This window comes from Streptomyces sp. NPDC021212 (assembly GCF_044332925.1).
Classification (GTDB): Bacteria; Actinomycetota; Actinomycetes; order Streptomycetales; family Streptomycetaceae; genus Streptomyces.
Window position 1 is genome coordinate 160741 of the sequence record NZ_JBIRPZ010000015.1, and the last position, 22772, is coordinate 183512.

The 22772-nt window shown below is 72.2% G+C and carries 24 protein-coding genes; 11 read left to right on the forward strand and 13 right to left on the reverse strand.

Features of this window, described 5'->3' with window-relative positions:
- Window positions 1–16 precede the first annotated feature (16 nt).
- Both ACH4SI_RS33985 and ACH4SI_RS33990 read left to right on the forward strand, forming a co-directional pair.
- A complete protein-coding gene (locus ACH4SI_RS33985; RefSeq protein WP_398302603.1) occupies window positions 17–823 on the forward strand; it encodes a thaumatin family protein in 807 nt (268 codons plus the stop codon).
- Window positions 824–883: 60 nt separating this feature from the next.
- Window positions 884–1318 carry a septal ring lytic transglycosylase RlpA family protein gene (locus ACH4SI_RS33990; protein WP_398302605.1) on the forward strand — a complete coding sequence of 145 codons (435 nt, stop codon included), beginning with the start codon at window positions 884–886 and terminating at the stop codon, window positions 1316–1318.
- A gap of 4 nt (window positions 1319–1322) precedes the next feature.
- Here the strand turns inward: ACH4SI_RS33990 and ACH4SI_RS33995 are convergent, their stop codons facing one another.
- Complete coding sequence (locus ACH4SI_RS33995) at window positions 1323–2990, reverse strand: alkaline phosphatase D family protein (RefSeq protein WP_398302607.1); 1668 nt, start codon at window positions 2988–2990, stop codon at window positions 1323–1325.
- Between the two features lie 88 nt (window positions 2991–3078).
- Window positions 3079–3729, reverse strand: coding sequence for an HNH endonuclease family protein (locus tag ACH4SI_RS34000; protein WP_398302699.1), 651 nt, complete (start codon window positions 3727–3729; stop codon window positions 3079–3081).
- Window positions 3730–3926: 197 nt separating this feature from the next.
- Between ACH4SI_RS34000 and ACH4SI_RS34005 the strand changes: the two genes are divergently transcribed.
- Together ACH4SI_RS34005 and ACH4SI_RS34010 are read left to right on the forward strand one after the other, a co-directional pair.
- Window positions 3927–4742 (forward strand): ABC transporter permease, encoded by an 816-nt coding sequence (locus ACH4SI_RS34005; RefSeq protein WP_398302609.1) that lies wholly within the window; start codon window positions 3927–3929, stop codon window positions 4740–4742.
- Window positions 4743–4934: 192 nt separating this feature from the next.
- On the forward strand, window positions 4935–5516 hold the full coding sequence (locus tag ACH4SI_RS34010) for a TMEM165/GDT1 family protein (RefSeq protein WP_398302611.1): 582 nt from the start codon (window positions 4935–4937) through the stop codon (window positions 5514–5516).
- A gap of 256 nt (window positions 5517–5772) precedes the next feature.
- Here ACH4SI_RS34010 and ACH4SI_RS34015 read toward each other — a convergent pair whose 3' ends face one another.
- On the reverse strand, window positions 5773–6426 hold the full coding sequence (locus tag ACH4SI_RS34015; protein WP_398302613.1) for an HAD-IA family hydrolase: 654 nt from the start codon (window positions 6424–6426) through the stop codon (window positions 5773–5775).
- A gap of 167 nt (window positions 6427–6593) precedes the next feature.
- Window positions 6594–7901 (reverse strand): peptidoglycan-binding protein, encoded by a 1308-nt coding sequence (locus tag ACH4SI_RS34020; RefSeq protein WP_398302615.1) that lies wholly within the window; start codon window positions 7899–7901, stop codon window positions 6594–6596.
- Between the two features lie 188 nt (window positions 7902–8089).
- On the opposite strand from ACH4SI_RS34020, the gene ACH4SI_RS34025 reads away from it, so the two are divergent.
- On the forward strand, window positions 8090–10141 hold the full coding sequence (locus ACH4SI_RS34025) for a DHA2 family efflux MFS transporter permease subunit (protein WP_398302617.1): 2052 nt from the start codon (window positions 8090–8092) through the stop codon (window positions 10139–10141).
- 20 nt (window positions 10142–10161) lie between these two features.
- Here ACH4SI_RS34025 and ACH4SI_RS34030 read toward each other — a convergent pair whose 3' ends face one another.
- A complete protein-coding gene (locus tag ACH4SI_RS34030) occupies window positions 10162–10677 on the reverse strand; it encodes a GNAT family N-acetyltransferase (RefSeq protein WP_398302619.1) in 516 nt (171 codons plus the stop codon).
- A 132-nt stretch (window positions 10678–10809) separates the two neighbouring features.
- On the opposite strand from ACH4SI_RS34030, the gene ACH4SI_RS34035 reads away from it, so the two are divergent.
- The 3 genes from ACH4SI_RS34035 (at window position 10810) to ACH4SI_RS34045 (ending at window position 12690) form a co-directional block, all read left to right on the forward strand.
- Window positions 10810–11460: a hypothetical protein gene (locus tag ACH4SI_RS34035; RefSeq protein WP_398302621.1), complete on the forward strand. Its 651-nt coding sequence runs from the start codon at window positions 10810–10812 to the stop codon at window positions 11458–11460.
- Window positions 11457–12002, forward strand: a complete 546-nt coding sequence (locus tag ACH4SI_RS34040) for a hypothetical protein (protein ID WP_398302623.1) — start codon at window positions 11457–11459, stop codon at window positions 12000–12002. Before ACH4SI_RS34035 ends, ACH4SI_RS34040 begins: the two co-directional genes overlap by 4 nt.
- 148 nt (window positions 12003–12150) lie before the next feature.
- Window positions 12151–12690, forward strand: coding sequence for a GNAT family N-acetyltransferase (locus tag ACH4SI_RS34045; RefSeq protein WP_398302625.1), 540 nt, complete (start codon window positions 12151–12153; stop codon window positions 12688–12690).
- Window positions 12691–12773: 83 nt separating this feature from the next.
- On the opposite strand, the gene ACH4SI_RS34050 is transcribed toward ACH4SI_RS34045, so the two are convergent.
- The 3 genes from ACH4SI_RS34050 to ACH4SI_RS34060 form a co-directional block, all read right to left on the reverse strand.
- A complete protein-coding gene (locus ACH4SI_RS34050; RefSeq protein ID WP_398302627.1) occupies window positions 12774–13487 on the reverse strand; it encodes a DUF1775 domain-containing protein in 714 nt (237 codons plus the stop codon).
- 125 nt (window positions 13488–13612) lie between these two features.
- Window positions 13613–14188 (reverse strand): sigma-70 family RNA polymerase sigma factor, encoded by a 576-nt coding sequence (locus ACH4SI_RS34055; protein ID WP_398302629.1) that lies wholly within the window; start codon window positions 14186–14188, stop codon window positions 13613–13615.
- A 59-nt stretch (window positions 14189–14247) separates the two neighbouring features.
- The gene (locus tag ACH4SI_RS34060) at window positions 14248–14910 is read right to left on the reverse strand and encodes a hypothetical protein (protein ID WP_398302631.1); all 663 of its coding nucleotides are present in this window, start codon (window positions 14908–14910) and stop codon (window positions 14248–14250) included.
- A gap of 157 nt (window positions 14911–15067) precedes the next feature.
- Here ACH4SI_RS34060 and ACH4SI_RS34065 point away from each other — a divergent pair, with 157 nt between their 5' ends.
- The 3 genes from ACH4SI_RS34065 to ACH4SI_RS34075 all read left to right on the forward strand — a co-directional run bounded on the left by ACH4SI_RS34065 (window position 15068) and on the right by ACH4SI_RS34075 (window position 18426).
- The gene (locus ACH4SI_RS34065) at window positions 15068–16513 is read left to right on the forward strand and encodes a PepSY-associated TM helix domain-containing protein (RefSeq protein WP_398302633.1); all 1446 of its coding nucleotides are present in this window, start codon (window positions 15068–15070) and stop codon (window positions 16511–16513) included.
- A 270-nt stretch (window positions 16514–16783) separates the two neighbouring features.
- Window positions 16784–18091: an ammonium transporter gene (locus ACH4SI_RS34070; RefSeq protein WP_398302635.1), complete on the forward strand. Its 1308-nt coding sequence runs from the start codon at window positions 16784–16786 to the stop codon at window positions 18089–18091.
- Window positions 18088–18426 (forward strand): P-II family nitrogen regulator, encoded by a 339-nt coding sequence (locus ACH4SI_RS34075; protein ID WP_358619393.1) that lies wholly within the window; start codon window positions 18088–18090, stop codon window positions 18424–18426. The genes ACH4SI_RS34070 and ACH4SI_RS34075 overlap by 4 nt, the downstream gene beginning before the upstream one ends.
- Window positions 18427–18459: 33 nt before the next feature.
- Here the strand turns inward: ACH4SI_RS34075 and ACH4SI_RS34080 are convergent, their stop codons facing one another.
- From ACH4SI_RS34080 to ACH4SI_RS34100, 5 genes are all read right to left on the reverse strand, one after another.
- Window positions 18460–19665, reverse strand: coding sequence for an NAD(P)/FAD-dependent oxidoreductase (locus ACH4SI_RS34080; protein ID WP_398302637.1), 1206 nt, complete (start codon window positions 19663–19665; stop codon window positions 18460–18462).
- The gene (locus ACH4SI_RS34085) at window positions 19662–19862 is read right to left on the reverse strand and encodes a ferredoxin (protein WP_398302639.1); all 201 of its coding nucleotides are present in this window, start codon (window positions 19860–19862) and stop codon (window positions 19662–19664) included. The genes ACH4SI_RS34080 and ACH4SI_RS34085 overlap by 4 nt, the downstream gene beginning before the upstream one ends.
- A gap of 17 nt (window positions 19863–19879) precedes the next feature.
- On the reverse strand, window positions 19880–21124 hold the full coding sequence (locus ACH4SI_RS34090; protein ID WP_398302641.1) for a cytochrome P450: 1245 nt from the start codon (window positions 21122–21124) through the stop codon (window positions 19880–19882).
- Window positions 21125–21224: 100 nt separating this feature from the next.
- On the reverse strand, window positions 21225–21938 hold the full coding sequence (locus ACH4SI_RS34095) for a sensor histidine kinase (RefSeq protein ID WP_398302643.1): 714 nt from the start codon (window positions 21936–21938) through the stop codon (window positions 21225–21227).
- Window positions 21939–21993: 55 nt separating this feature from the next.
- Window positions 21994–22734, reverse strand: a complete 741-nt coding sequence (locus ACH4SI_RS34100; protein ID WP_398302645.1) for a response regulator transcription factor — start codon at window positions 22732–22734, stop codon at window positions 21994–21996.
- Between the last annotated feature and the right edge of the window lie 38 nt (window positions 22735–22772).

Genomic DNA, 22772 nt, shown 5'->3' on the forward strand with positions numbered 1-22772 from the left:
TTCCGACGGAGGAATCTTGCGAAGAATTCTGATCGGTCTGGCCACCGCGGCGCTGGTGGTCCTGACCGCGCTGTTACCGAACGCGGGATCGGGCGCGGTCGCGACCGCGGCGAAGACGGTCCGTACCGCACCGGTCGCGGCCACGAAGGCCGACACCGCGAAAGCGGCCAATCACACGGTCACATTCGTCAACCGCACGGGAAGGAAGGTGTGGATCGGCAGCGCGGTCAATGCCGATGGCTCCGAGCAATTGAGCGGTCTGCCCATCCTGGAATCCGGGCATTCGGCGACCGTGACGATTCCCGAGAACTCGGCCGCCGGGCACTGGCGCGGAAAGTTCTTCGCCCGCATGGGGTGCACCGGAAACCCGGGCAGCACCTTCCACTGCCAGGTGGGGGACTGCGGAAAGTACGCCCAGCGGTGCGAACGGGGTGAGCAGCCCACCAGCCTCGCGGAGTTCAATTTCGACACCAAGGACACGCTGGCTCCCTGGTACAACGTGAGCTACGTGAACGCGTTCTCCCAGCCGGTCACCATCGCCCCCGACAATCCCGCCGGGGGCGGCGGGTGCGCCACACAAGGCTGTACGCAGAACCTGCTGCCGTACTGCCCCGCCGCCGACCTCACGCGCTGGGCGGACGGCAAGCCGATGCTGTGCACCAACCCCGACCGGGACGCCAGGACCCCGTACAGCGACGCGATCTCCTCGCGCTGCCCCCGGGCGTACGCCTGGTCCAAGCAGGACCAGGAGCCCGGCAACCAGGTGATGCAGAACTGCGGCAAGTGCAGCGGATTCACCGTCACCTTCCACGCGGTCTCATGACCGTGCGCTGAGATACGGGCCCGACACACGAGCCAACACCACCAGCGAAAGGTCACTGCCATGCGCAAGGGAAGGCTGATCGCCCGAGTGGCGGCCGGAGCCGTCGCGCTCTCCGCCGTGCTGGGCGTGGCCACGACGTCCACCGCCGCGACGAGCGACACCCCGCCGAAGGGCCAGAACTGCTGGGCCACCCATTACGGGTACATCCCCCCGGGTTCCTACACCGCCAGCGGTGAGATCTTCGACAACAACAAGGACACCGCGGCCACCTCGCTGAGCCGCAGCCCGCAGCTCCCGTTCGGGACCAAGGTGAAGGTCACCAATGTCGCGAACGGTAAATCACTGGTCGTGCGCGTCAACGACCGCGGCACCTTCGGCTGGACGCCGTCCGTGCCCAAGTGCCTCGATCTGACCGACGGCGCGTACGGGCGGCTCGGTGGCGTCCTCAACCCCGACTCGGGCCACATCGTCGTCAAGGAGGAGGTCGTCCAGTGAGGTCCTAGTCTCCCGGCCAGGAGACACGCAGGGGGGTCGTCAGCCGTGGCTCCGGGTCCTTCACCGCCTGGTCCAGGCGCAGCCGCGCGCCACGGCCCTCCAGCGTCAGGGTCATCAGCTGGTTGCCGAACCAGGGCCCGCCCGTCTTGCGCCAGCTCAGCCGGGGCGCCGGGACGCGGCCGTGGCGAGTGAAGAGGCGGCCCAGGGCGCGGCCCGCCCGGCTCCAGCCGAAGCGGAAACCGACCCGGATCGAGGCGTGGATGCTGTTGTGCACCGGGGAGCAGGTCAGCTGGCGGATCTCGCTGACCGGGCGGCGCGGCCAGCGGGACCAGTCGGGTTCGGCGATGTACGCGTGGTGGACGTCGCCCGACAGCACACTGATCGTGGCGGGCGCGCCGGGCCCCTCGCCGACCTCGGCGATCAGATCGGTCAGGGCGTCGAAGGACTCGGGGAAGGCGGCCCAGTGCTCCAAGTCGCCGCGCTGCCGCAGGTCCTCGCCGATGCGCGCCCAGCGCGCCCCGCGCCGGCCGCCGCACACCGAGGCGTTCCACGCCTCCACGTCGTGCACGAAGTGCGGCAGCAGCCAGGGCAGGGAGGTGCCGATGAGGAGGTGGTCGTACGTCCCGGCCCCGTCCAGCGCCTGCTGCCGCACCCAGGCCAGCTCCTTGGCCTCCACCATCGCCCGCGCGTCCTCGCCCAGCACCCGGGCGCCGCGCGTGTCGACCATCAGCAGCCGCACCGGGCCGAAGTCGCGGCGGTAGCTCCACCGGGTGTACGCGGGGTCGGCGTCGGCGCGGGCGGCGAAGTCCCGTAGCGCCTCCGTGCCGTCCTCGGTGTCCCGCACCGCCGCGTACAGGCCGTCGGCGGCCAGCTCGGCGGGGGAGAGGTTGCCCAGGTGCTGGTGCACCCAGTACGACATCAGGCCGCTCAGTATGCGCTCGCGCCACCAGGGGGTGGTGCGCATCCGGTTCAGCCACGCCTCGCTGGTGTTCCAATCATCGATCACGTCGTGATCGTCGAAGATCATCAGGCTGGGCACGGTGGACAGCAGCCACCGCACCTCGGGGTCGAGCCAGGACTCGTAGTACAGCCGCGTGTATTCCTCGTAGTCCGCGACCTGGTCGCCCGGCGGCTCCGACAGATCGCGGCGCTCGGCGAGCCAGCGGCGGGTCTCGGCGGACGTCTCGTCCGCGTACACCTGGTCGCCGAGCAGCACGAGCACATCGGGGCGCGGGGCGTCGGGCGAGGTGGCGAGGGTGTGCGCGAGGGTGTCCAGGGCGTCGGGACCCACCGGGTCGTGCGAGGCGTCGGACGGCGGCGCGGCCCACCGGCAGGAGCCGAAGGCGACCCGCACGGGGCCCGAGGCGGTGTCCCCGGACACGTCCGGCGTACGGATCGTGGAGTCAGGGAAGCGGGAGTCCGGCAGCGGCCACACCTGCTCGCCGTCCAGCAGCACCCGGTACGCCGTCTCGGCGCCCGGCCGCAGCCCGGTGACCGGGATCAGCGCGTAGTGATGTCCGGCGATCCGCCAGGTGCGGGCCGTGCCGCCCGCGCCGTCGGCGCAGCGCACCTCCGCTTCGCAGGGCCGGTCGGCCTCCACCCAGACGGTCGCGTCCGTCCCCGTCTCCCAGTCCACGTGCCGCAGCAGTGGTCCCAGGCGCAGCCCGGCCATCCGGCCCTCCTCCGTCGCTCCGCGTTCCGTACCGTACGCGTCGTACGGTACGGAACGTCAGAGGGGACCCCGTGGTTCCGCCGGGTGATCAGCAGCCGTTGAGGATGCCGCTCAGCGCGGACTTCTCCGCCGAGTCGACGGTGAGCTTGTAGGCGGACTTCACCGAGACCCACATGCGGGCGTACACGCAGTGGTACGAGGAGAGCGGCGGCAGCCACTTGGCCGGGTCCTTGTCGCCCTTGGCCTGGTTGACGTTGTCCGTCACGGCTATCAGCTGCGAGTGGGTCAGGTCGTTGGCGAGGGCCTGGCGCTGGGCGGTGGTCCAGCTGCTGGCGCCGGACTTCCACGCCTCGGCGAGCGGAATGACGTGGTCGATGTCCACGTCGGAGGCGGCGGTCCAGGTCTCGCCGTCGTACGCGGACTTCCAGGTGCCGCTGGTGGCCGCGCAACTGGAGTCGGTCCGGACGTTCGTGCCGTCGCGCTTGAGGACCTCCTCGCGGGTGTTGCAGGAACCGCTCTGGGTGATCCAGTGCGGGAATTTGTCCCGGCTGTAACCGTCGGACGACCCCTCGGCCTTGACCGTCAGCGCGGCCAGCTGGGTGCGGGCGGTGGCGGCGCTCGGCGGGGTGGGAGGGGCGGCCTGGGCGGAAGGACCGCTGAGCACCAGCGTGCCCAGCAGCCCTGCGAACCCGCCGAGGAGGGCGGCGCGACGCGCGTAGACGCGCCGGCGTTCAGGCATGTGCGACATGCGAACTCCCTAGGAGTGGGGGGTTGTTGGCCACGGCGACGCGGCCATCGTGGTGGCGCCGGGTGGACGTGGGGCAGGCGCCAGGTAACAGAGTGACGACGCGCTCATGTCAACGCAAGGGGCTTCGGAAAGTGAACGGGGCGCACGACGCGCTCCGGAGCCGCCGTAGCCCGCCGTACAGTGGCCGTGTGCCCGCCGCTCCACCCCTCGCGGCCGCGGCACTGCTGCCGGTCAACGCCACGCTCGGGGTTGTCCTGGCCGCTCTGCTGCTGGCCGCCGTGACCGTCGCCGCTCGCGCCCACCTCGCGGACCGGGACGGCCGCAGGTATGCCCGCGCCATGGCACTGGCCGGGCTGCGCGCGACCGTCCAACTCGCCGCCGTGTCCTATCTGATCCATTGGGTCGTCCGGGCCGTACCGCTCCTGCTGGCCTTCATCGCCCTGATGTACGCCGTCGCCGTACGCACCGCGGGCCGCCGCGTCACCTCCAACCGCACCTGGTGGTGGGCGGCGGTGCCGATCGCGGCCGGAGTGGCGCCGGTGGTCACGGCGCTGCTGCTGACCGGGCTCGTACCGCTCAAGGGCATCGCGCTGATCCCCATCACCGGCATCCTCATCGGCGGCGCCCTCACCGCGACCGTGCTCGGCGGGCGGCGCGCGCTGGACGAGCTGACCGCGCGCCACGGCGAGGTGGAGGCGGGGTTCGCGCTCGGGCTGCCGGAGCGGGACGCCCGGCTGGAGATCGCCCGCCCGGCGGCCTCGGACGCGCTGCTGCCGGGGCTCGACCAGACCCGGACCGTGGGCCTCGTCACACTTCCCGGCGCCTTCGTCGGCATGCTGCTGGGCGGCGCCTCGCCCGTACTCGCGGGCGCGGTCCAGCTGTTCGTGCTGGTCGCGCTGATGGCGGTGCAGGCCGTGGCGGTCGTGGTGGTGCTGGAGCTGGTGGCCCGCGGGCGGCTGCACCGGGGGCGTCCCGTAGGCTGGTCGGCAGCAGAAGGGGAGTAGCTCCTCGCCGGACCGTCGACATACTGCCCGCCCCTCGTGGTGCGGGCCGGCGCCCGGAGCGTATGAGACCGCAGGTGTGCGGTTCCGTACGCCAGCGAGACCTTCGGCCGCAGTGTCCGACGCTGCCGTGCCGAAGCGACCCCTTTCCCAGGGCCCCTCGGTGCGGCCCGAACCCCAAGAGGTATCCAGCCCGTGTTCAGCTTCACCGTCGCCGCCGTGGTCTTCGGCGTCGTCTTCCTCGCCGAGCTGCCCGACAAGACCGCCCTGGCCGGGCTGATGCTCGGCACCCGCTACCGCGCCTCCTACGTCTTCGCGGGCGTCGCCGCCGCCTTCGCCGTCCACGTCGGGCTCGCCATCGCGGCGGGCAGCGTGCTCGGACTGCTGCCGCACCGCCTGCTCCAGACGATCGTCGGCCTGCTCTTCCTCGGCGGCGCGGCGATGCTGCTGCTGAAGAAGGACGACGGCGAGGAGGAGATCAGCAAGCCCGCCGACCAGTCCTTCTGGAAGGTCTCCGGGGCGGGCTTCATGCTCATCCTGGTCGCCGAGTTCGGCGATCTCACCCAGATCATGACCGCCAACCTCGCCGCCCGCTACGACGATCCGCTGTCGGTCGGCGTCGGCGCGGTGCTGGCCCTGTGGGCGGTCGCGGGTCTGGGCATCCTGGGCGGCCGCACCCTGATGAAGTACGTACCGCTGCGGCTGATCACGAAGGTCGCGGCGCTGGTGATGCTGGCGCTGGGCGGCTTCAGCCTGTACGAGGCGGTGTCGGCGTAGGTCGGTGAGGGGGAGGCGCTTAGGCCCTGTCCGGCGGATCTTCGCGGGGCCGCGACGCCGCTGTGACACCAGCCGCTGCCGCGGCGGGCCGCACCTCGCTGCGTTGTCGGAGTCGTCCGAGTACGCCCAGTACGAGGACGATCCTCCGCCTTGCGATGCGCCCCCAGCTACCGCTGGGAGGTGCCCCCCACCAGACGCCGCGGCCCCGCGGCGGCAGCCGCTGATGTCACAGGCACGAAGATCCGCCGGACAGGACCTAGTCCGCGAGGTGCAGCCGCAGGCCGCCCTCGCCGGGCAGCGCCTCGACCCGCACCCGCGCCAGATCCCGTACGTGGGCGTCCGGCGCGTGGCCCGCGGCCCGCGGCCCGACGCCGACCACGCGCATCCCGGCCGCCCGGCCCGCCGCGATGCCGACCTCCGAGTCCTCGAAGACCACGCAGTCCCGCGGCGCGAAGCCCAGTTCGGCGGCGCCCTTCAGGAAGCCCTCCGGGTCCGGCTTGCTCGCCCCGACCCGCTCCGCCGTGACCAGAACGGCGGGCAGCGGCAGTCCGGCCGCCCCCATCCTGGCCCGGGCCAGGCCGTCGTCGGCGGAGGTGACGAGGGCGTGTGGCAGACCGGCGAGCGCGGCCATGAAGGCGGGCGCGCCGGGGATCGGCACGACGCCGTCCAGGTCGGTGGTCTCCCGTTCGAGCATCCACTGGTTGTCGGCCAGGTTCCGCTCCACCGGCCGGTCCGGCAGCAGCGCCGCCATGGTGGCGTGCGCCTGGCGACCGTGGACCACCCGGAGCACGTCGTCGGGGTCCAGCCCCTGCTCGACGGCCCAGATCCGCCAGTAGCGCTCGACCACGGCGTCCGAGTTCACCAGCGTGCCGTCCATGTCGAGCAGCACGGCGCGGGCAGTGAGCGGCATGGGGGACTCCAGGGCGCGGCAGGAGACGGGCAGGCCGAAAGAGACACCAAGTGGCTCCGCCCGCCGGTCAGGGAAAACGGGCGGAACCACTTTGTTCCTCCACGATACAAAGCGGTCCGCCCGTACGCCAGGGGCCGGGGATGTCTTTCGGTCCCGGCCCCTGGCTCCTACGGCTCGTCGGTCCGGGATTCGAGGTCGCGGCGGGTGTTCTCGCCGTAGACCCCTGCCGGGTCCCCCTTGATGTCGAACCGGTCCTGGTACGCGGCGACCGCGTCCTTCACCGCGTCGTCGTACTCGCCGTCCGCGGCGCCGATGAACAGCAGCAGCTGGGTCAGCCGCTTCTGCAGCTCGATGACCTCGGCTCCGCTGTCGCCCTCGCGCAGCACCGGCGGGCCGGTGGGGTCGGGGGTCTTCGGGGGCTCGCTGGACGGCGGCCTGGTCGGCGCCTGCGTCTTCTCCGGCGGGCTGGGCGTGTCCGGCTTCGACGGGGTGGCCGGGCGGGTGGTCGTGGGCGGCGCCGCGGGCGTACGGGGCGCCGGAGGTGCCGCACGGTCCTGGTCCCGGCTCGTGCTCGGCGGCTTCGCGGGGGACTGCGAGGGCTTCTGCTTCTTGCTCGGCGAGGAGCGGTGGGTCGGGGTGGCGCCGTCGTCCTCGGTGGGCGGTTCGTCCGGGGCGCTGGTCTGCGTCTCGGTGAGCGCGCTGTCGCTGCTCCTGCCGCTGTCCTTGCTTCCGCCCAGCAGGCCGGTGGCGAAGGCCAGCGTGCCGGCCACGACCACCGCGGCGGCCCCCGCGACCACCGTGGCGACGGGCTTGCGGCGGCTCTTGCGGCGACGGCCGCCGCCGTCGTCGCTGCTGACGGTCTCGCTGTCCGGTCCGCCGCCGGTCCCGCCCTCGTGCCCCGAGCCCCGGAGGCCGCCTTCTCCCCCGGCGGCGCTGTCGCGGTGGCCCGCCGCGGTGATGCGGTCGATCACCCGGGTGCGGTCGACGGGCCCGCCGGGGGTGATGCGGTCGACCGGGGTGATGGGGGCGATGCGGTCGATCACCTGGGTCTCGTCGTCGGCGTCCCCGTTCCCGCCGGTCCCCGGTGCGGGCCGCGGCGCGGGCTGCGGTGCGGACTGCCGTCCGGACTCCTGGCGGCGCTCCTGACGGCGCTCCTGGCGGCGCTGGCCGCGCCGCGGTCCGGGCTCCGCTCCGGGTTGCCCCTTGCGGAAGAACCGCCCGACGTCGCGCGGACGGGAGCCGGTCCCGCCCTCGCCCTCACCCTCGCTGTCGACGTCGCCGGAGAGCCTGAGATACGGACGGACGGCGCCCGTCCGTCCGTCGGTCGTGTGGTCATCGGTTGTCTGCGCACTGGTACCGCCGGTCGCGGGGCCGGTCGCCGGGCCCGCGTCCGTAGCGCGCTCGGCGCACGCACAGCTGGCCCGGCCGTTCGCGCGGATCGGCGCGTAGCAGTGCGGGCAGGAATCTGCCGTCACGAAATCTTCCCTCCCTGTAATACGCAGCGATTATGCGCATCTGATCGCCTTCCGCGCATGCGTTCGCCGTCAGGAGGGATGCCGTGTACGTCACGGGACGAACCGGCCCGGACGACCGTAACAGGGCATAAAGGGTGTCTTGGGGAGAGGATGGGAGGGCGAGCAGCCGAGGAGTCCGAGGAGTCGTCATGGCGCAGGACGCCGGCCGCCCCACTCCGGTTCCGGACCCCGTGGTCGCGGGCCCCGAGGAGGGGCGGCCGAAGCGCACGGTCCTGGTGGCCATCGGCGCGCTGCTGCTCGGAATGCTGCTCGCGGCGCTCGACCAGACCATCGTCTCCACCGCGCTGCCGACCATCGTCAGCGACCTCGGCGGCCTTGACCACCTGTCCTGGGTGGTGACCGCGTATCTGCTCGCCTCCACCGCCGCCACCCCGCTGTGGGGCAAGCTCGGCGACCAGTACGGGCGCAAGAAGCTCTTCCAGGCCGCGATCGTCCTCTTCCTGGCCGGCTCGGCGCTGTGCGGGCTCGCCCAGAACATGGGCCAGCTGATCGCGTTCCGAGGGCTGCAGGGGCTGGGCGGCGGCGGGTTGATCGTGCTGTCGATGGCCATCGTCGGCGATATCGTCCCGCCCCGTGAACGCGGCCGCTACCAGGGCCTCTTCGGCGCCGTCTTCAGCACCACCAGCGTGCTGGGGCCGCTGCTCGGCGGGCTCCTGGTCGACCAGCTCAGCTGGCGCTGGGTGTTCTACGTCAACCTGCCCGTCGGCGTCGTCGCGCTCCTCGTCATCGCCTCCGTCCTGCACATCCCGGTCAGCCGCACCCCGCACACCATCGACTACCTCGGCACCGGCCTCATCGCCGGGGTGGCCGCCACCCTGGTGCTGATGGCCTCGCTCGGCGGCGTCAGCTTCGGCTGGGGATCCTGGCAGATCCTCGGGCTCGCGGCGCTCGGCGCCGTCCTGCTGATCGCCTTCGTACGGGTGGAGCGGCGGGCCGCCGAACCGGTGCTGCCGCTGAAGCTCTTCCACAGCCGCACCTTCACGCTCTGCGCGGTCATCGGCTTCGTCGTCGGCTTCGCGATGTTCGGCAGCATGATCTACCTGCCGACCTTCCTCCAGGTCGTCCAGGGCGTCTCGCCGACCCTCTCCGGCGTGCACATGCTGCCGATGGTCCTCGGCATGCTGCTGTGCTCCACCGTCTCCGGCGAACTGGTGAGCCGCACCGGCCGCTACAAGGTCTTCCCGATCCTGGGCACCGCCGTGACCGGTATCGGGCTGCTGCTCCTGCACCAGCTGCGCGAGACCAGCGGGGTCGTCGAGACCAGCGCCTACTTCTTCGTCTTCGGCTGCGGACTCGGACTGGTCATCCAGGTGCTGGTGCTGATCGTGCAGAACTCGGTGAGCTACCAGGACCTGGGCGTCGCCACCTCCGGCGCGACCTTCTTCCGCTCCATCGGCGCCTCCTTCGGCGTCTCCGTCTTCGGCTCGATCTTCGCGGGCAACCTCACCCCCAAGATCGCCGACGCGCTCGCCGGACGGCCCCTGCCGCCGGGCGTCACCCCCGCCGGGCTCGCCGCCGACCACCGCGTCCTCGGGCGGCTGCCACCGGGCGACCGGGCCGGGGTGGTGCACGCGTACGCCCTCTCCATCACCGACGTGTTCCTCTACGCGGTCCCGGTCGTGCTGCTCGCCTTCGTCCTCGCCTGGTTCCTGCGGGAGGAGCCGCTGCGCGGCAGCGTCACCGCGCCCGAGGCCAGCGAGGTGCTGGCCAGCAACCCCGTCGAACGCTCCTCGTACGACGAATGCGCGCGGGCCCTGTCGCTGCTGGGCTGCCGCGAGGGCCGCCGGAAGATCTACGTCGACATCACCCGGCGGGCCGGGCTCGATCTGCTCCCGGCCGCAAGCTGGATGCTGCTGCGCATCCGCCACTACGGCTCGGTCGAGCCCGCCGTCCTGGCCACACGCACCCCCGTACCGCTGCGGGCCATCACCGGCGCGGCGCGCCAGATCGAGGAACGCGGGCTCGGCACGCGGTACGGGCTCGACCTGACCCTGACCCCCAAGGGCCGGGAGGTCGCGGACCGCCTCTTCCGGGCGCGCGAGGCGTCGCTGGCCGAGCTGCTGGGCGACTGGTGGTCACCGGACCGGCCGACGGATCTGGTCGAGCTGGTGGACGAGCTGACGCGGGAGATGTGCGGTTCCGACGCCGAGCGCCCCTGGCGCCGGGAGCCGCCCCGGTGAGCCGTGCCGGTCCGGGTGGGTCATACGAGGTCCTTGGCCATCCACACCTCGGCGTACGGCCCCTCGCTGAACGCCGGTACGTTCCGGTAGCCGTGGCGTGCGTACAGCGCCCGCGCCTCGACCAGGTCGCGCCGGGTGTCCAGCACGATCCGTGACGCGCCCAGCCCGGCCGCGGCCGTATCGACGGCGGCGAGCAGCGCGGCGCCCCCGCCGAGCCCGCGCTTGCCGGGGCGCAGGAACACCCGCTTCAGCTCGGCGGTGCGGTCGGCGCGCACGCCCCGCCGCCGCAGCCCCGCGCAGCCGGCCACGTCGCCGCCGTGCCGGGCCACCAGCAGCACCCCGTCCGGCGGGGCCAGGTCGTCGCTGGGCATCTCCCGCAGCGCCCGCTCGACCTCCTCGGACGTCGCGTCGCGCCCCTCGTGGAGCCGGTAGTAGCGGTCGGCCACGTCGGTCATGTACTCGCGCAACAGCGTGGCCGCGACCGGGTCGGTGACGGGATGTGCGACGACGGTCCAGGGGGACGGGCTCACGGGCATGAGCGGCATCCTGACACCCGCCCGTCGTCGGCCGCATCCGGATTTGACGCAGTTTGAGCGCGGGGGAGCGGGCTACCCGGCGCCGTAGAGCCCCCGAACAGGGGGGCACCTGCGGGAAGGCAGAAGCAGACCATGTCAACTGGCGCGATCATCATTGTGGTTGTCGCTGCGGTCCTCGTCGTGGCCGTGCTCGCCGCGGGCATCGTCGTACGTGCGCGTGGGGGCGGCGGGAAGAATGCTCTGCGACGCCACTTCGGACCCGAGTACGACCTGAACGTCGCCGAGCACGCGGGCGACATCAGGGCGGCGGAGCGCGAACTCGACGAGCGGCTGCAGCTGTACGGAGACCTCAAGACCGAGCCCCTCTCCGGGGAGCTGCGCGAGCGCTATCTGGCCGAATGGGTGGGCACCCAGGAGCAGTTCATCGAGTCGCCGGAGTACGCGGTGGCCGGGGCGGACCAACTGCTCGCCCGCCTCGCGCGGGACCGGGGCTATCCGTCCGACCGGTACGAGGAGCAGGTCGCGGCCCTGTCCGTGCATCACGCGGACTCTGTGCAGGGCTACCGGCAGCTCCACGTCGCGGCCGCCCGCGCCCGTGAGGGCCGGGCCGACACCGAGGAGCTGCGCGAGGCCGTGGTGCACGCCCGGCCCTTCTTCGAGGAGCTGGTGAAACCGCCCCACCACGCGCCCGACGGGCACCAGGGGCATCACGGGCACCATGGGCACGCCGGCAGGGGTGGCAGGAAGACCCATGCCTGGCACATCGGGAAGGCCGGTGCATGATGACGGACCACGGCCCGGAGCGGAAACGCGGTCTGGACGCGAACCGCGGCGTGGAAGCGAACCGCGGACCGGACGCGAACCGCGGACTGGAAACGAACCGCGGACCGGAGTGGAGCGGCGGCCTGGAGGCGGACTACGGCGCGGACCACGGCCCCGAGCACAACAACGGCCACCGCCGGCACGGCCTGGAGAAGCACGAAGTGCCGCCCCCCGGCGCCGTGCCGATGGGCGACGTCACGGATCGGACGACCACCCCGGACGGCCCCAGCTTCCCCGTCCTGCCGACGAGCGAGCACGACAAGCTGAACCAGCGTCTGCGGTACGCGGTCAGCAGCTTCGTGGACGCCCCGCGCGGCTCGGTGGAAGAGGCGGACGCCCTCCTCGAAGAGATGTCGGCCCGGCTGGTCGATCTCCTCGCCGAACGCCGCCGCACCCTCCGCGCCGCCTGGCACGAAGGCGCCGCGGGCACCGCGGAGACGGAGGAGCTGCGCCTGGCCATGCGCGGCTACCGCAACGTTCTGGAGCGGCTGCTCGCCGTCTGAGCCCTCCGCCTCCCCTCCCGGCCGCCACCCGGACCTCGCTCCGGGTGGCGGCCTTCTTCGCGTTCGGGCGCGGCCGGCCTGCGATGATGCGGCGGTCAGTCACGACGTCGCGCCGGACGCACGCCGGTTCCGGGAGAGGAAGCCCGCCATGCCGCCGATAGACCTCCTGTCCGCCGAGACGTTCCCCGACAGCGTCAAGGGCCTCGCCGAGGTCCTGGCCGACGCCGTCGACGACAGCTCCTCCATGGGCTTCCTCGCCCCCTTCGGCCACGGCGACGCCGCCGCGTGGTGGCACGCCCAGGCGCCCGCGGTGGCCGACGGCAGTCTGCTCGTCTGGGTCTGCCGCGACCCGCAGAGCGGGGGCGGCATCGTCGGCACCGTCAGCCTGGCCATGCCCCACAAGCCCAACGGCCGTCACCGCGCCGAGGTCCTCAAGCTGGCCGTCCACCGCGCCGCCCGCGGCCGGGGTGTGGCCCGGGCGCTGCTGGCCACCGCGGAGGCGGCCGCCCGAGCCGCCGGCGTCACGCTCCTGATGCTGGACACCGTCACCGGCAGTCCGGCCGAACGCGTCTACCTCGCCGAGGGCTGGACCCGCTACGGCATCGTCCCCGACTACGCCGCCGACCCGGGCGGCTCCCTGGAGGACTGCAGCTTCTTCTACAAGCGGCTGACGAACCCCGGTTGCTAGGCCCTGTCCCAGGGGCCCGCACTCCTCGGGCACCGATCCCGGCACCAGGTAGCCCCCGAGTCACCCCGGGGGCTGCTGCTCCGTCAGCTCTGGCGGCGCTGTTTGAACACCCACAGGCCCGCGCCCGCGACGACCAGGACACCGACGCTGATGCCTATCGCGGTCGCGGCGCCCGCGTTGCCGTTCTTGTCCTCGTCCGCCTTCTGCTCAGTCTTGCCGCTCTCGCCGGACGCCTTGTCCGATGCCTCGTCGGACGTCCGGTCGGCGTCCTTCGACGGAGGGGGCGAGGACTCCGACGGCTTGGATCCGGCGACCGCCGCCTTCAGTTCGAGGACCGGCGCGGGCTCCTCCGGCTCCGGGCCGTCGCCGGGCAGTTCGATCCACCGCGAGACCTTGCCGTCGCTGTAGGTCTCGATGGTCTTGAAGGCCAGCGCCTTCGCGTCGGGCAACTGCCGCACCTTGACCTTGTGGACGGCGTTCGTCCCCACGGCCAGCTTCGGCCCGCTGATGGTGTAGCCGTCCTTGGTGGGCTTCATCTTCCAGCCTTTGGGCGCCTCGTCCAGCGAGACGTCCCCCGGCGCGATGCCGTCGGGCAGCACCACGCGCACCTCGGTGAAGCCGCCGGACTCCGACTCGGCCTCGCCCGTGAAGGTGAGGACGACGTCCTTGGCCAGCGCCCGGGCGTTGGAGGCCGTGACTTCCGCATGGGCGGACGCGGGGCCGGCGAAGGCGATCGTCGCGGCGATCGCGGCGGCGCTCACGCCACCGAGACGGCGCATCGTACGCATGGTTGACATCGGTGAGACTCCTCAAAACGGATGACAGATAGTGAAATGTGTCAGCGGCTAGCTGTTATCGGTCAGCTGATATCGACTAGCTGATACTGACTAGCTGTTACCGGTCAGTCGATACGGGTCAGCTGCTATCGGTCAGCTGTCCGCAGCAGCGCGGTCATGTGCTCGCGGGCGCGGGACACCCGGGACCGTACGGTCCCCACCGGGCAGCCCGTGGCCGAGGCGGCGTCGGCGTAGGGGAGGCCCAGGAGCTGGGTGAGGATGAACGCCTCGCGGCGCGGGGCGTCCAGCGTCGCCAGCAGTTCGAGCAGCGCCACCCCCTCCTCGAAGCCGGGCAGCCCGACGGGCTGCGCCCGTTCGGCGACCGCCCGCCAGTCGGTCGTGTCGGCGATACGGGGGCGGGCGGCCGCGGCGCGGTAGCGGTCGGCGACCGCACGACGGGCGATCGACAGCAGCCAGGTGCGTGCGCAGGAGCGCCCGGCGAACCGGGGCAGCCCGGCCAGCGCCCGCAGATAGGTCTCCTGGGTCAGGTCGTCGGCGCCGTGCACATCGCCGCTCAAGTGGACGACGAAGCGCCAGACGTCGAGATGGGTGGCGCGGATGAAGTGCTCGACCGCGTCCGCGTCGCCGTCGCGGGCGGCCAGCGCCCATGCGGTGATCTGCTGATCGCGGTCCTGGCGATCCTGTATGAGAGCAGGGGTCATCGCCTGATGTCCTCCGGAAGTGATGGGCTTTCCGCCCATCACCGGTCGGGACAGGCGGGTCAGATGCGCACCAGTCCCTCGGGGGGACCTCTCCGGGCGACGACGTAGTGCAGCAGCGCCGTGCGCAGCGCCCGCACGGCTCCCGGCCGCGCCGGAAGGCGGCGGACGGGCAGCGGCAGGGCGTCCGCGCCCAGCAGCCGCAGGACCAGGCGCAGCGGTACGAAGACGGCGGCCGCGAGCGTACGGCCCAGCCGGAACGCGGCGGCCTCGCCGCACCACAGCCACAGCCCGCACACCAGCGCGGCCAGCGCGTGGGCCAGCAGCATGCCGGGGGTGATGCCGTGCGCCGCCGACGCCATGTGCGCGTCGGCCATCCCGGCCATGCCGTCCGTACCGGAGCCGCCGCTCACGCCCCCACTGCCGTGCGCGCCGTGCGCCATGGGAGTCTGCGTGAGCCGCGAGGACTGCGAGAAGTGGAACAGCAGGTGCAGCACGAGCTGCGCCCCCACCGTCGCCCCGGTCACGACCGCGCCCCCGCGCTGTCGCCCCGTCAGCCACCATGCCGCGGAGGCGGTGGCGAGAAACGCCGCACCCAGCATCCACCCCGGCACGATCCCGCCGGACATCACCGCGTGACCCAGGGCCGCCATCACCACGCACACCACCGCGAAGATCGCGGCACGTGCGGTGCGGAGGGCCGGGCCGGGTGTCATGCCGGTCATCGTGCCACCCACCTCGGATGACGGTGTGAACTCGTCCCAAGTTGATAAAACGCGATGCCTATGACGCAGGCCACAAAACACGTCGGAACTCAACCCCCCTCCGCCCCGACTACTGGACGAGCACGCCTCGTACCACCCCCGAACCAGGAGGGCCGCCATGTCCACCGACGAACACGTCGCCCCGGCCGCCGACGCCTCCGGCGCCGCCGATGACGATGTGGCCGACCGGGACACCCCTGCCCGCTCGGCCTGGTCCGTGCTGCGCCCCCTGGTGCTGCGGCTGCACTTCTACGCCGGTGTCCTCGTCGCCCCGTTCCTGCTGATCGCGGCCACCACGGGACTGCTGTACGCGGGCTCCTACCAGGCCGAGAAGTTCGTATACGACCACGAGCTACGCGTCCCGGCCGGTGACACCAAGCTGCCCCTCTCCCTGCAGATCGACGCCGCCCGCAAGGCGTACCCGCAGGGCACGATCAGCGCGGTGCGCCCGTCGCCGGACGACACCGCCACCACCCGGGTCCTGCTCTCCGGCGTGAAGGGGGTCGCCGAGGGCCACACCCGCGCCGTCTTCGTCGACCCGTACACCGCGAAGGTGCGCGGCGCGCTCGAGAGTTACGGCAGCACCGGCGCCCTGCCGCTGCGCACCTGGATCGACGAGTTCCACCGCGATCTGCACCTCGGCGAGAGCGGCCGCCTCTACAGCGAACTCGCCGCCAGCTGGCTGTGGGTGATCACCGGTGGCGGGCTGCTGCTCTGGTTCGCCCGCCGCCGTAACCGCCGCGCGACCGCAGCCTCCGCCGACTCCACCGCGGCCACTGCCCCCACCACCGGCCGCCGCCGCACCCTCGCCCTGCACAGCGGCGTCGGCGTCTGGGTGGCGGCGGGGCTGTTCTTCCTGTCCGCCACCGGCCTCACGTGGTCCACATACGCCGGGGCGAACGTCACCGACCTGCGCGCCGCGGTCGGCCAGTCCACCCCGGCCGTGTCCTCGGGGCTCACCGGTGAACACGCCGGCCACGGCTCGATGCCGGGGATGGACATGGGCCATTCGGGCGGCGGACACGGCGCCACCGACGTCGGCTACAACACCGTGCTGCGGGCCGCCCAGGCGAAGGGCCTCGACGACCCGGTGGAGATCGTGCCGCCCTCCGGCCCGAGCGCCGCGTACACGGTCAGCCAGATCCAGCGCAGCTGGCCGGAGAAGCAGGACGCGGTCGCCGTCGCCCCGGCCACCGGCGAGGTCACCGACACCGTGCGGTTCGCCGACTACCCGCTGCTGGCCAAGCTGAGCCGTTGGGGCATCGACCTCCATACCGGAATCCTCTTCGGCATCGTCAACCAACTCGCCCTCGCGGCACTCGCCCTCTCCTTGATCCTGCTCATCGTGTGGGGCTACCGCATGTGGTGGCAGCGCGGCCGCACCGGCGCCTTCGGCCGCCCCCTCCCGCGCGGCGCCTGGCGCCAGGTGCCGGTGTACGTCCTGATCCCGCCGGCCGTCGGGATCTGCGTGGTGGGCTACTACCTGCCCCTGCTGGGCATTCCGCTGGCCGCGTTCCTGGCCGTGGATGCCGCGCTGGGGGCGATCGCCGCCAGGCGCGCCTGAACTCGACGCGGAGGCCGCCGCCCGCGACCCACACCGCTACTTCGAACACCACGTCAAACTGCTGCTCCCAGCCGGGTACGACCGCTGGGCCCGCTGGCTCGCCCTCGGCGATCTCCGCGAGCGGTGAAGGAAGCGAAACGCCGACGCAACACGAAACATCGAGGAAACACGTCCGTGCGCGAGTGGTAACGACCGGACGTGAACCTTCCCTGGTGGCCATCGAGCACCCGTCGATGCGCGCCACGCCGACTGGGAAGGTGACGTATCGACATGCCGACCGGATTTGATGCCGGCGACACCGCCTGGCTGCTGGCCAGTACCGCGCTCGTGCTGCTCATGACGCCCGGACTCGCCCTGTTCTACGGCGGCATGGTGCGGGCCAAGAGCGCGCTGAACATGCTGATGATGAGCTTCGTCGCCATCGCCGTCGTCACCGTGATCTGGCTGCTCGTCGGCTACAGCCTCGCCTTCGGCAAGGACCTCGGCGGCGCCGGGCTGCTCGGTGGCCTCGAATACGCGGGGATGCGCGGGATCGCTCCGACGGACCTGACCGGAAGCGTTCCGACGTTCCTCCACGCCACCTTCCAGCTCACCTTCGCGATCATCACGGCCGCGCTGATCAGCGGGGCCATCGCGGACCGGGCGCGGTTCGGGGCGTGGGTGGCGTTCGTCGCGGTGTGGACGCTGCTCGTATACGTTCCGGTGGCGCACTGGGTGTTCGCGCCGGGGGGCTGGATCCTGGACAAGCTGGGGGCGCTGGACTTCGCGGGCGGCACCGTCGTGGAGGTCAACTGCGGGGCCTCCGGGCTGGCGCTGGCGCTGCTGCTCGGGCCGCGTATCGGCTTCAAGAAGGAGGCCATGCGGCCGCACAACCTGCCGCTGGTGCTGCTCGGCGCCGGGCTGCTGTGGTTCGGATGGTTCGGCTTCAACGCCGGGTCGGCGCTGGGGGCGAACGGCATGGCGGCCGCCGCGTTCATCAACACCCAGGCGGCGGGCTGCACCGGGCTGCTGGGCTGGCTCGTGGTCGAGAAGCTCCGCGACGGCCACGCCACCACCCTCGGCGCCGCCTCCGGCGCGGTCGCCGGGCTGGTCGCGATCACCCCGTCGTGCGGTTCCGTGGGCGTCGCCGGGGCGCTGCTGATCGGGCTCGCGGCCGGGGTGCTGTGCTCGTACGCGGTGAGCTGGAAGTTCCGCTTCGGCTACGACGATTCGCTCGACGTCGTCGGCGTCCACCTGGTGGCCGGGATCGTCGGCACCGTGCTGATCGGCGTGTTCGCCACCTCCGTGATGACCGGCGGCCCGGCCGGGCTGTTGTCCGGCGGCGGCGCGGGACAGCTGGGCAAGCAGATCGTGGCGGTGCTGGCGGTGGGCGCTTACGCGTTCGTCATGACCTACGGCATCGGGAAGGCCATCGACCGGATCATGGGCTTCCGGGCGGCCGAGGAGGACGAACGGTCCGGGCTCGACCTCGCCGTCCACGCCGAGAGCGCCTATGATCACGGGGTTCTGGGCCACGGTGTGCCGCAGAACGCCGCCCATCGCCCGCCGCATCACCCCGACAGGACCCCGACCCCATGAAGCTGATCACCGCGATCGTCAAGCCGTTCAAGCTGGACGATGTGAAGACGGCGCTGCTGGAGATCGGTGTGCAGGGCCTCACCGTCACCGAGGCCAGTGGCTTCGGCCGGCAGCGCGGCCACACCGAGGTCTACCGCGGCGCCGAGTACCGCATCGACTACGTGCCCAAGGCGCGCATTGAGGTGGTCGTGGAGGACGCCGAGGCCGACGCCGTCATGGACGCCATCGTGACCGCCGCCCGCACCGGGCGGATCGGCGACGGCAAGGTGTGGGCCGTCCCGGTGGACGACTTCGTGCGCGTACGTACGGGGGAGCGGGGACCGGACGCGGTCTGACCCGCCGTCCGCCCCCGCCGCCGCCCCCCGCGATTACGCCGCCGTCGTGGCCCGGTCCACCGCGTCCGCCCACCGCGCCCCGGCGGCGATCGACTGCCGCCAGGTACGCAGTACCCGGGGCGATACGCCCACGGCCAGCACCCCGGTCAGCCGGTCCCCGCGGCGGTACGCGGCCAGGAACGCCCCCTCGTTCAGGGATCCTTCCACCACGGCCACCTCGTCATGGCCGCGCAGATATCCGTACGCCTGGATCCGCAACCCGTACTGGTCCGACCAGAAGTACGGCACCGGCTGATACGGCCGACGCGCCCCCGGCGCCGGGGCGAGCAGGTTGCGGGCCGCCGCCATGCCCTGCTCGGTGGCGTTCGTACGGTGCTCGATCCGCATGGCCGTACCGAACAGCGGGTTGTGCCAGCACGCGACGTCCCCCGCGCCATAGACACCGGATGAGGCTGCCACACCGGGCGCGGCGGCGCTGAACTCGTCACACTCCAGCCCGTTGCCCAAGGAGAGGCCGCTGCCCTCCAGCCACTCGGTGTTGGGTACGGAACCGACGGCGACCAGCACCTCGTCCGCCGCGACCCGGCCGCCGTCCGCCAGGCGCACCCCACCGCCGGTCACCTCCGTCACCGTGACGCCGGTGCGCAGGTCCACGCCGTGGTCGAGGTGCGCCCGCGACAGCACCCGGCCGACATCCTCGCCGACCGCGGGCGCCAGCGGCACCGGCGCCGGTTCCAGCAGGGTCACCTCCGCACCCAGCCCGCGCGCCACGGCGGCCGCCTCGGCGCCGAGGAACCCGGCGCCGACCACCACCAGCCGCGTGCCCGCCGCCAGCCGGTCCCGCAGCGCCAGCGCGTCGTCCAGGGTGCGCAGCACATGCGCGCCCTCGTCCCCGGGCAGTCGCCGTGGCCGTACGCCGGTGGCGATGACCAGCCCGTCGTACGGCACCTCGGCCCCATCGGCGAGCGCGACCGTACGCCCGGCCGGGTCGAGCCCGGTCGCGGCGACGCCGAGCCGCAGGTCGAGCCCGAGCGCATCCAACTCGTCCCGGCCGCGCAGGGGCAGCCGTCCGGCATCCCACCGCCCGCCGAGGATCTGCTTGGACAGCGGCGGCCGGTCGTACGGCGGCTGCGGTTCGTCGCCGACGAGGGTGACGGCGCCGTCGTACCCCTCCCGGCGCAGCGTCTCCGCCGCCGCGAGCCCGGCGGCGGAGGCGCCGACCACGACGACGCGCCTCACTCCTGCTCCACCACGCGGATCGCCGCCGCCGGGCAGATCATCGCGGACTCCCGTACGTCGGCGTGGAGTTCGGCAGCGGGCCGGTCGTCCAGCAGCACGACCACCCCGTCCTCCTCCCGCTGGTCGAACACATCGGGCGCGATCATCACGCACTGGCCGGACGCGACACACTTGGGAACATCGACTTCGACTCGCATGGTGACTCCTCCTTCGTTCACGACGACCAGGTGACGGGCAGCTCGTAGACGCCGTACACCAGGCCGTCGTGCTTGAACGGCAGCTGGTCGACGCCGGTCGCCAGCCGCAGGGTGGGGATGCGACGGTAGAGCGTGCCGTAGACCACCTGCAGCTCCACCCGGGCGAGCGGCTGGCCCAGGCACTGGTGGACGCCGAAGCCGAACGCCATGTGACGGCGGGCGTCCCGGCCGATGTCCAGCCGGTCGGGGTCGGGGAAGACCTCCGCGTCCCGGTTGCCGGTGCCGGTGTAGACGATGATGCCGTCCCCGGCGCGGATGGTCTCGCCGCCGATCTCGATGTCCTCCAGCGCGACCCGGCTGCGCCCGTTGTGCACGATCGTCAGGTAGCGCAGCAGCTCCTCGACGGCCCCCGCGACCACCTTCGGATCGTCGGTCTCCCGCAGGACGGCGAGCTGGTCGGGGTGCTCCAGCAGGGCGACCGTGCCGAGGGCGATCATGTTGGCGGTGGTCTCATGGCCCGCGACCAGCAGCAGGAGGCCCATGTTGGCGGCCTCGCGCCGGGTCAGCTCGCCGGACCTGACCCGGGCGGCCAGCTCGGAGAGCATGTCGTCGGCTGGTGTGGCGAGTTTGGCGCCGACCAGCTCGTCCAGATAGTCGGTCAGCGCGTCGTTGGCGGCGACCACGTCCTCGGCCGACGAGTGCCGGTTGATCATGAGCGAGCTCTTCTGCTGGAAGAACTCGTGGTCCTCGTACGGCACCCCGAGGAGCGTGCAGATCACCAGGGACGGCAGCGGCAGCGCGAGCGACCGCACCAGATCGGCCGGTTCGGGCCCGGCCAGCATCGTGTCGATCAGATCGTCGGTGATCTTCTGGATGGCGGGCCGCATCGCCTCGATCCGCTTGATGGCGAACGGGGCGGTGACCATGCGGCGGATCCGCGCGTGCTCGGGGTCGTCCATGGCGATGAAGGACCGCCGCCGTGAGGCGTTCTCGCGGAAGCCCGCGTTCGGGTGCGGAAAGCCGGGCAGTGTGGCCTGGGAGCTGACGCGCGGATCGGCGAGCAGGGCGCGGGCGTCGGCGTACCGGGTCACCAGCCACGGCGTGTTGCCGTCCCACATCCGCACCTTCGCGACCGGCCGTTCGGCGTGCAGCGCCTGCGCGGCCGGCGGCGGGTCGAAGGGGCATCCGGCCGCGCGCGGCATCGGGTACTCGGGAATCTGCTCTTCCGACTGGGGCGTGTTCTCTGCCAGCGTCTCGGTCATGTCTCTCCTCGGGTGGGGGATTCCGACAGGAGCGGAGCGTGTACCTGTGTGCACCGGGGACGTGATGACCAGCGAACCTCCCCCACCTGACGCCGCCCGGTCAGTTGCCTGACGAAACGCTGACTGTGGGCAAGGCCACAGTGACCGTCGTACCGCGGTCCGGTGCGCTGCTCACGGTCACCTCGCCGCCGTGCCGTTCGACCACCCGCCGCACGATGGTGAGCCCGAGGCCGCCGCCCGGCTCGCCGCCGTCGCTCTCGCGGTACGGCGTGGTCAGCCGGGCGATCGCCCGCGGATCCATGCCCGGCCCCCGGTCGCCGACCGACAGCTCGACCCACGGCTCCCCGTCGGGCCCGCGCACCGGACCGCGCACGGCCACCGTCACCGGGGAGCCGGCGGGGGTGTGCTGCAGCGCGTTGCCCAGCAGGTTGCGGACGGCGTGCCGCAACATCCGGTTGTCGGCGACGAGGGCCGTCCGGCCGGAGTTCTCGCGGGTGATGGGCCGTTCCGGATCGAGCACCCCCAGGTCCGCGACCGCCTCGTCGGCCACGTCCCGCAGATCCACCGGCTCCAGGTGCGACGGGTGTTCCCAGGAGTCGTCGGAGCGGGGAAACACCCGCTGGATCGCCCCGTACATGTGGTCGGCCTCGTCCTGGATCCGCCGCAGGGCGCGCACCATCAGCTCGGGGTCGTCGCTGAGCCCCTGGAGCGGCAGTTCGGCCCAGCCGCGGATGGTCGTCAGGGAGGTGCGCAGCTCGTGCAGCAGCACCTCCACGCGCCGTTGGCGCTCGTCGTCGTCCATGGCGCCTTTCATGCAGTGGCTCATAGGCAGCTCATACGGCGGCTCATACGGCGGCTCATACGGCGGCTCATACGGCGGCGACCCGACCGAGCCAATAGCCGAAGCCACGACGGGTATGGATCAGCGCCGGGTCCTCCTCGTCGACCTTGTGCCGCAGCCGGGAGACCAGCTTCTCGATCGCGTTGTCCCCGTAGCTCCGGTGGTCCTTGAACCACAGGTGCTCGCCGATCTGCTCCTTGGACACCACCCGCCCGGCGTTCACCAGCAGATAGCGCAACAGCCGGTACTCGGCGGGCGTGAGGTCCAGCGCCCGGCGGCCCCGCCGGGCCTGCCGGGTCGTATCGTCCAGCACCAGATCCGCGTACCGCGGCGGCGCCTCCTCCCGCGCACCTCGCCGCTTCCTCCCGCGCAGCAGCACCTGCACCCGGGCCAGCACCTCGGCGATCCGGAACGGCTTGGTGACGTAGTCGTTCGCACCGATGCCGAGCCCCGTGACCAGCGAATCCAGCGAGTCGCGGGCGGTGAGGAAGAGAACGGGCGGATGGTCCTCATCGGCGGCCACCAGCCGCCGGCACACGGTGAACCCGTCCAGATCGGGCAGCATCACATCCAGAATCACCAGATCCGGCCGCTCCCGCCCCACCCGGTCCAGCGCCTCACCCCCGGTGGCCGCGGTGCCGACCTGATAACCGGCCAGCTCCAGGGTGGTCGAGAGCAGTTCGGCAATCCTGGACTCGTCGTCCACGACCAGAATGCGCTGTCCGTCCCCGCGGGCGGGCACCGGCTTCTCGCTGACACTCCCGTACACAAGCCGACCCTAGATGAACCCCCCGTTCCGCGGCACCA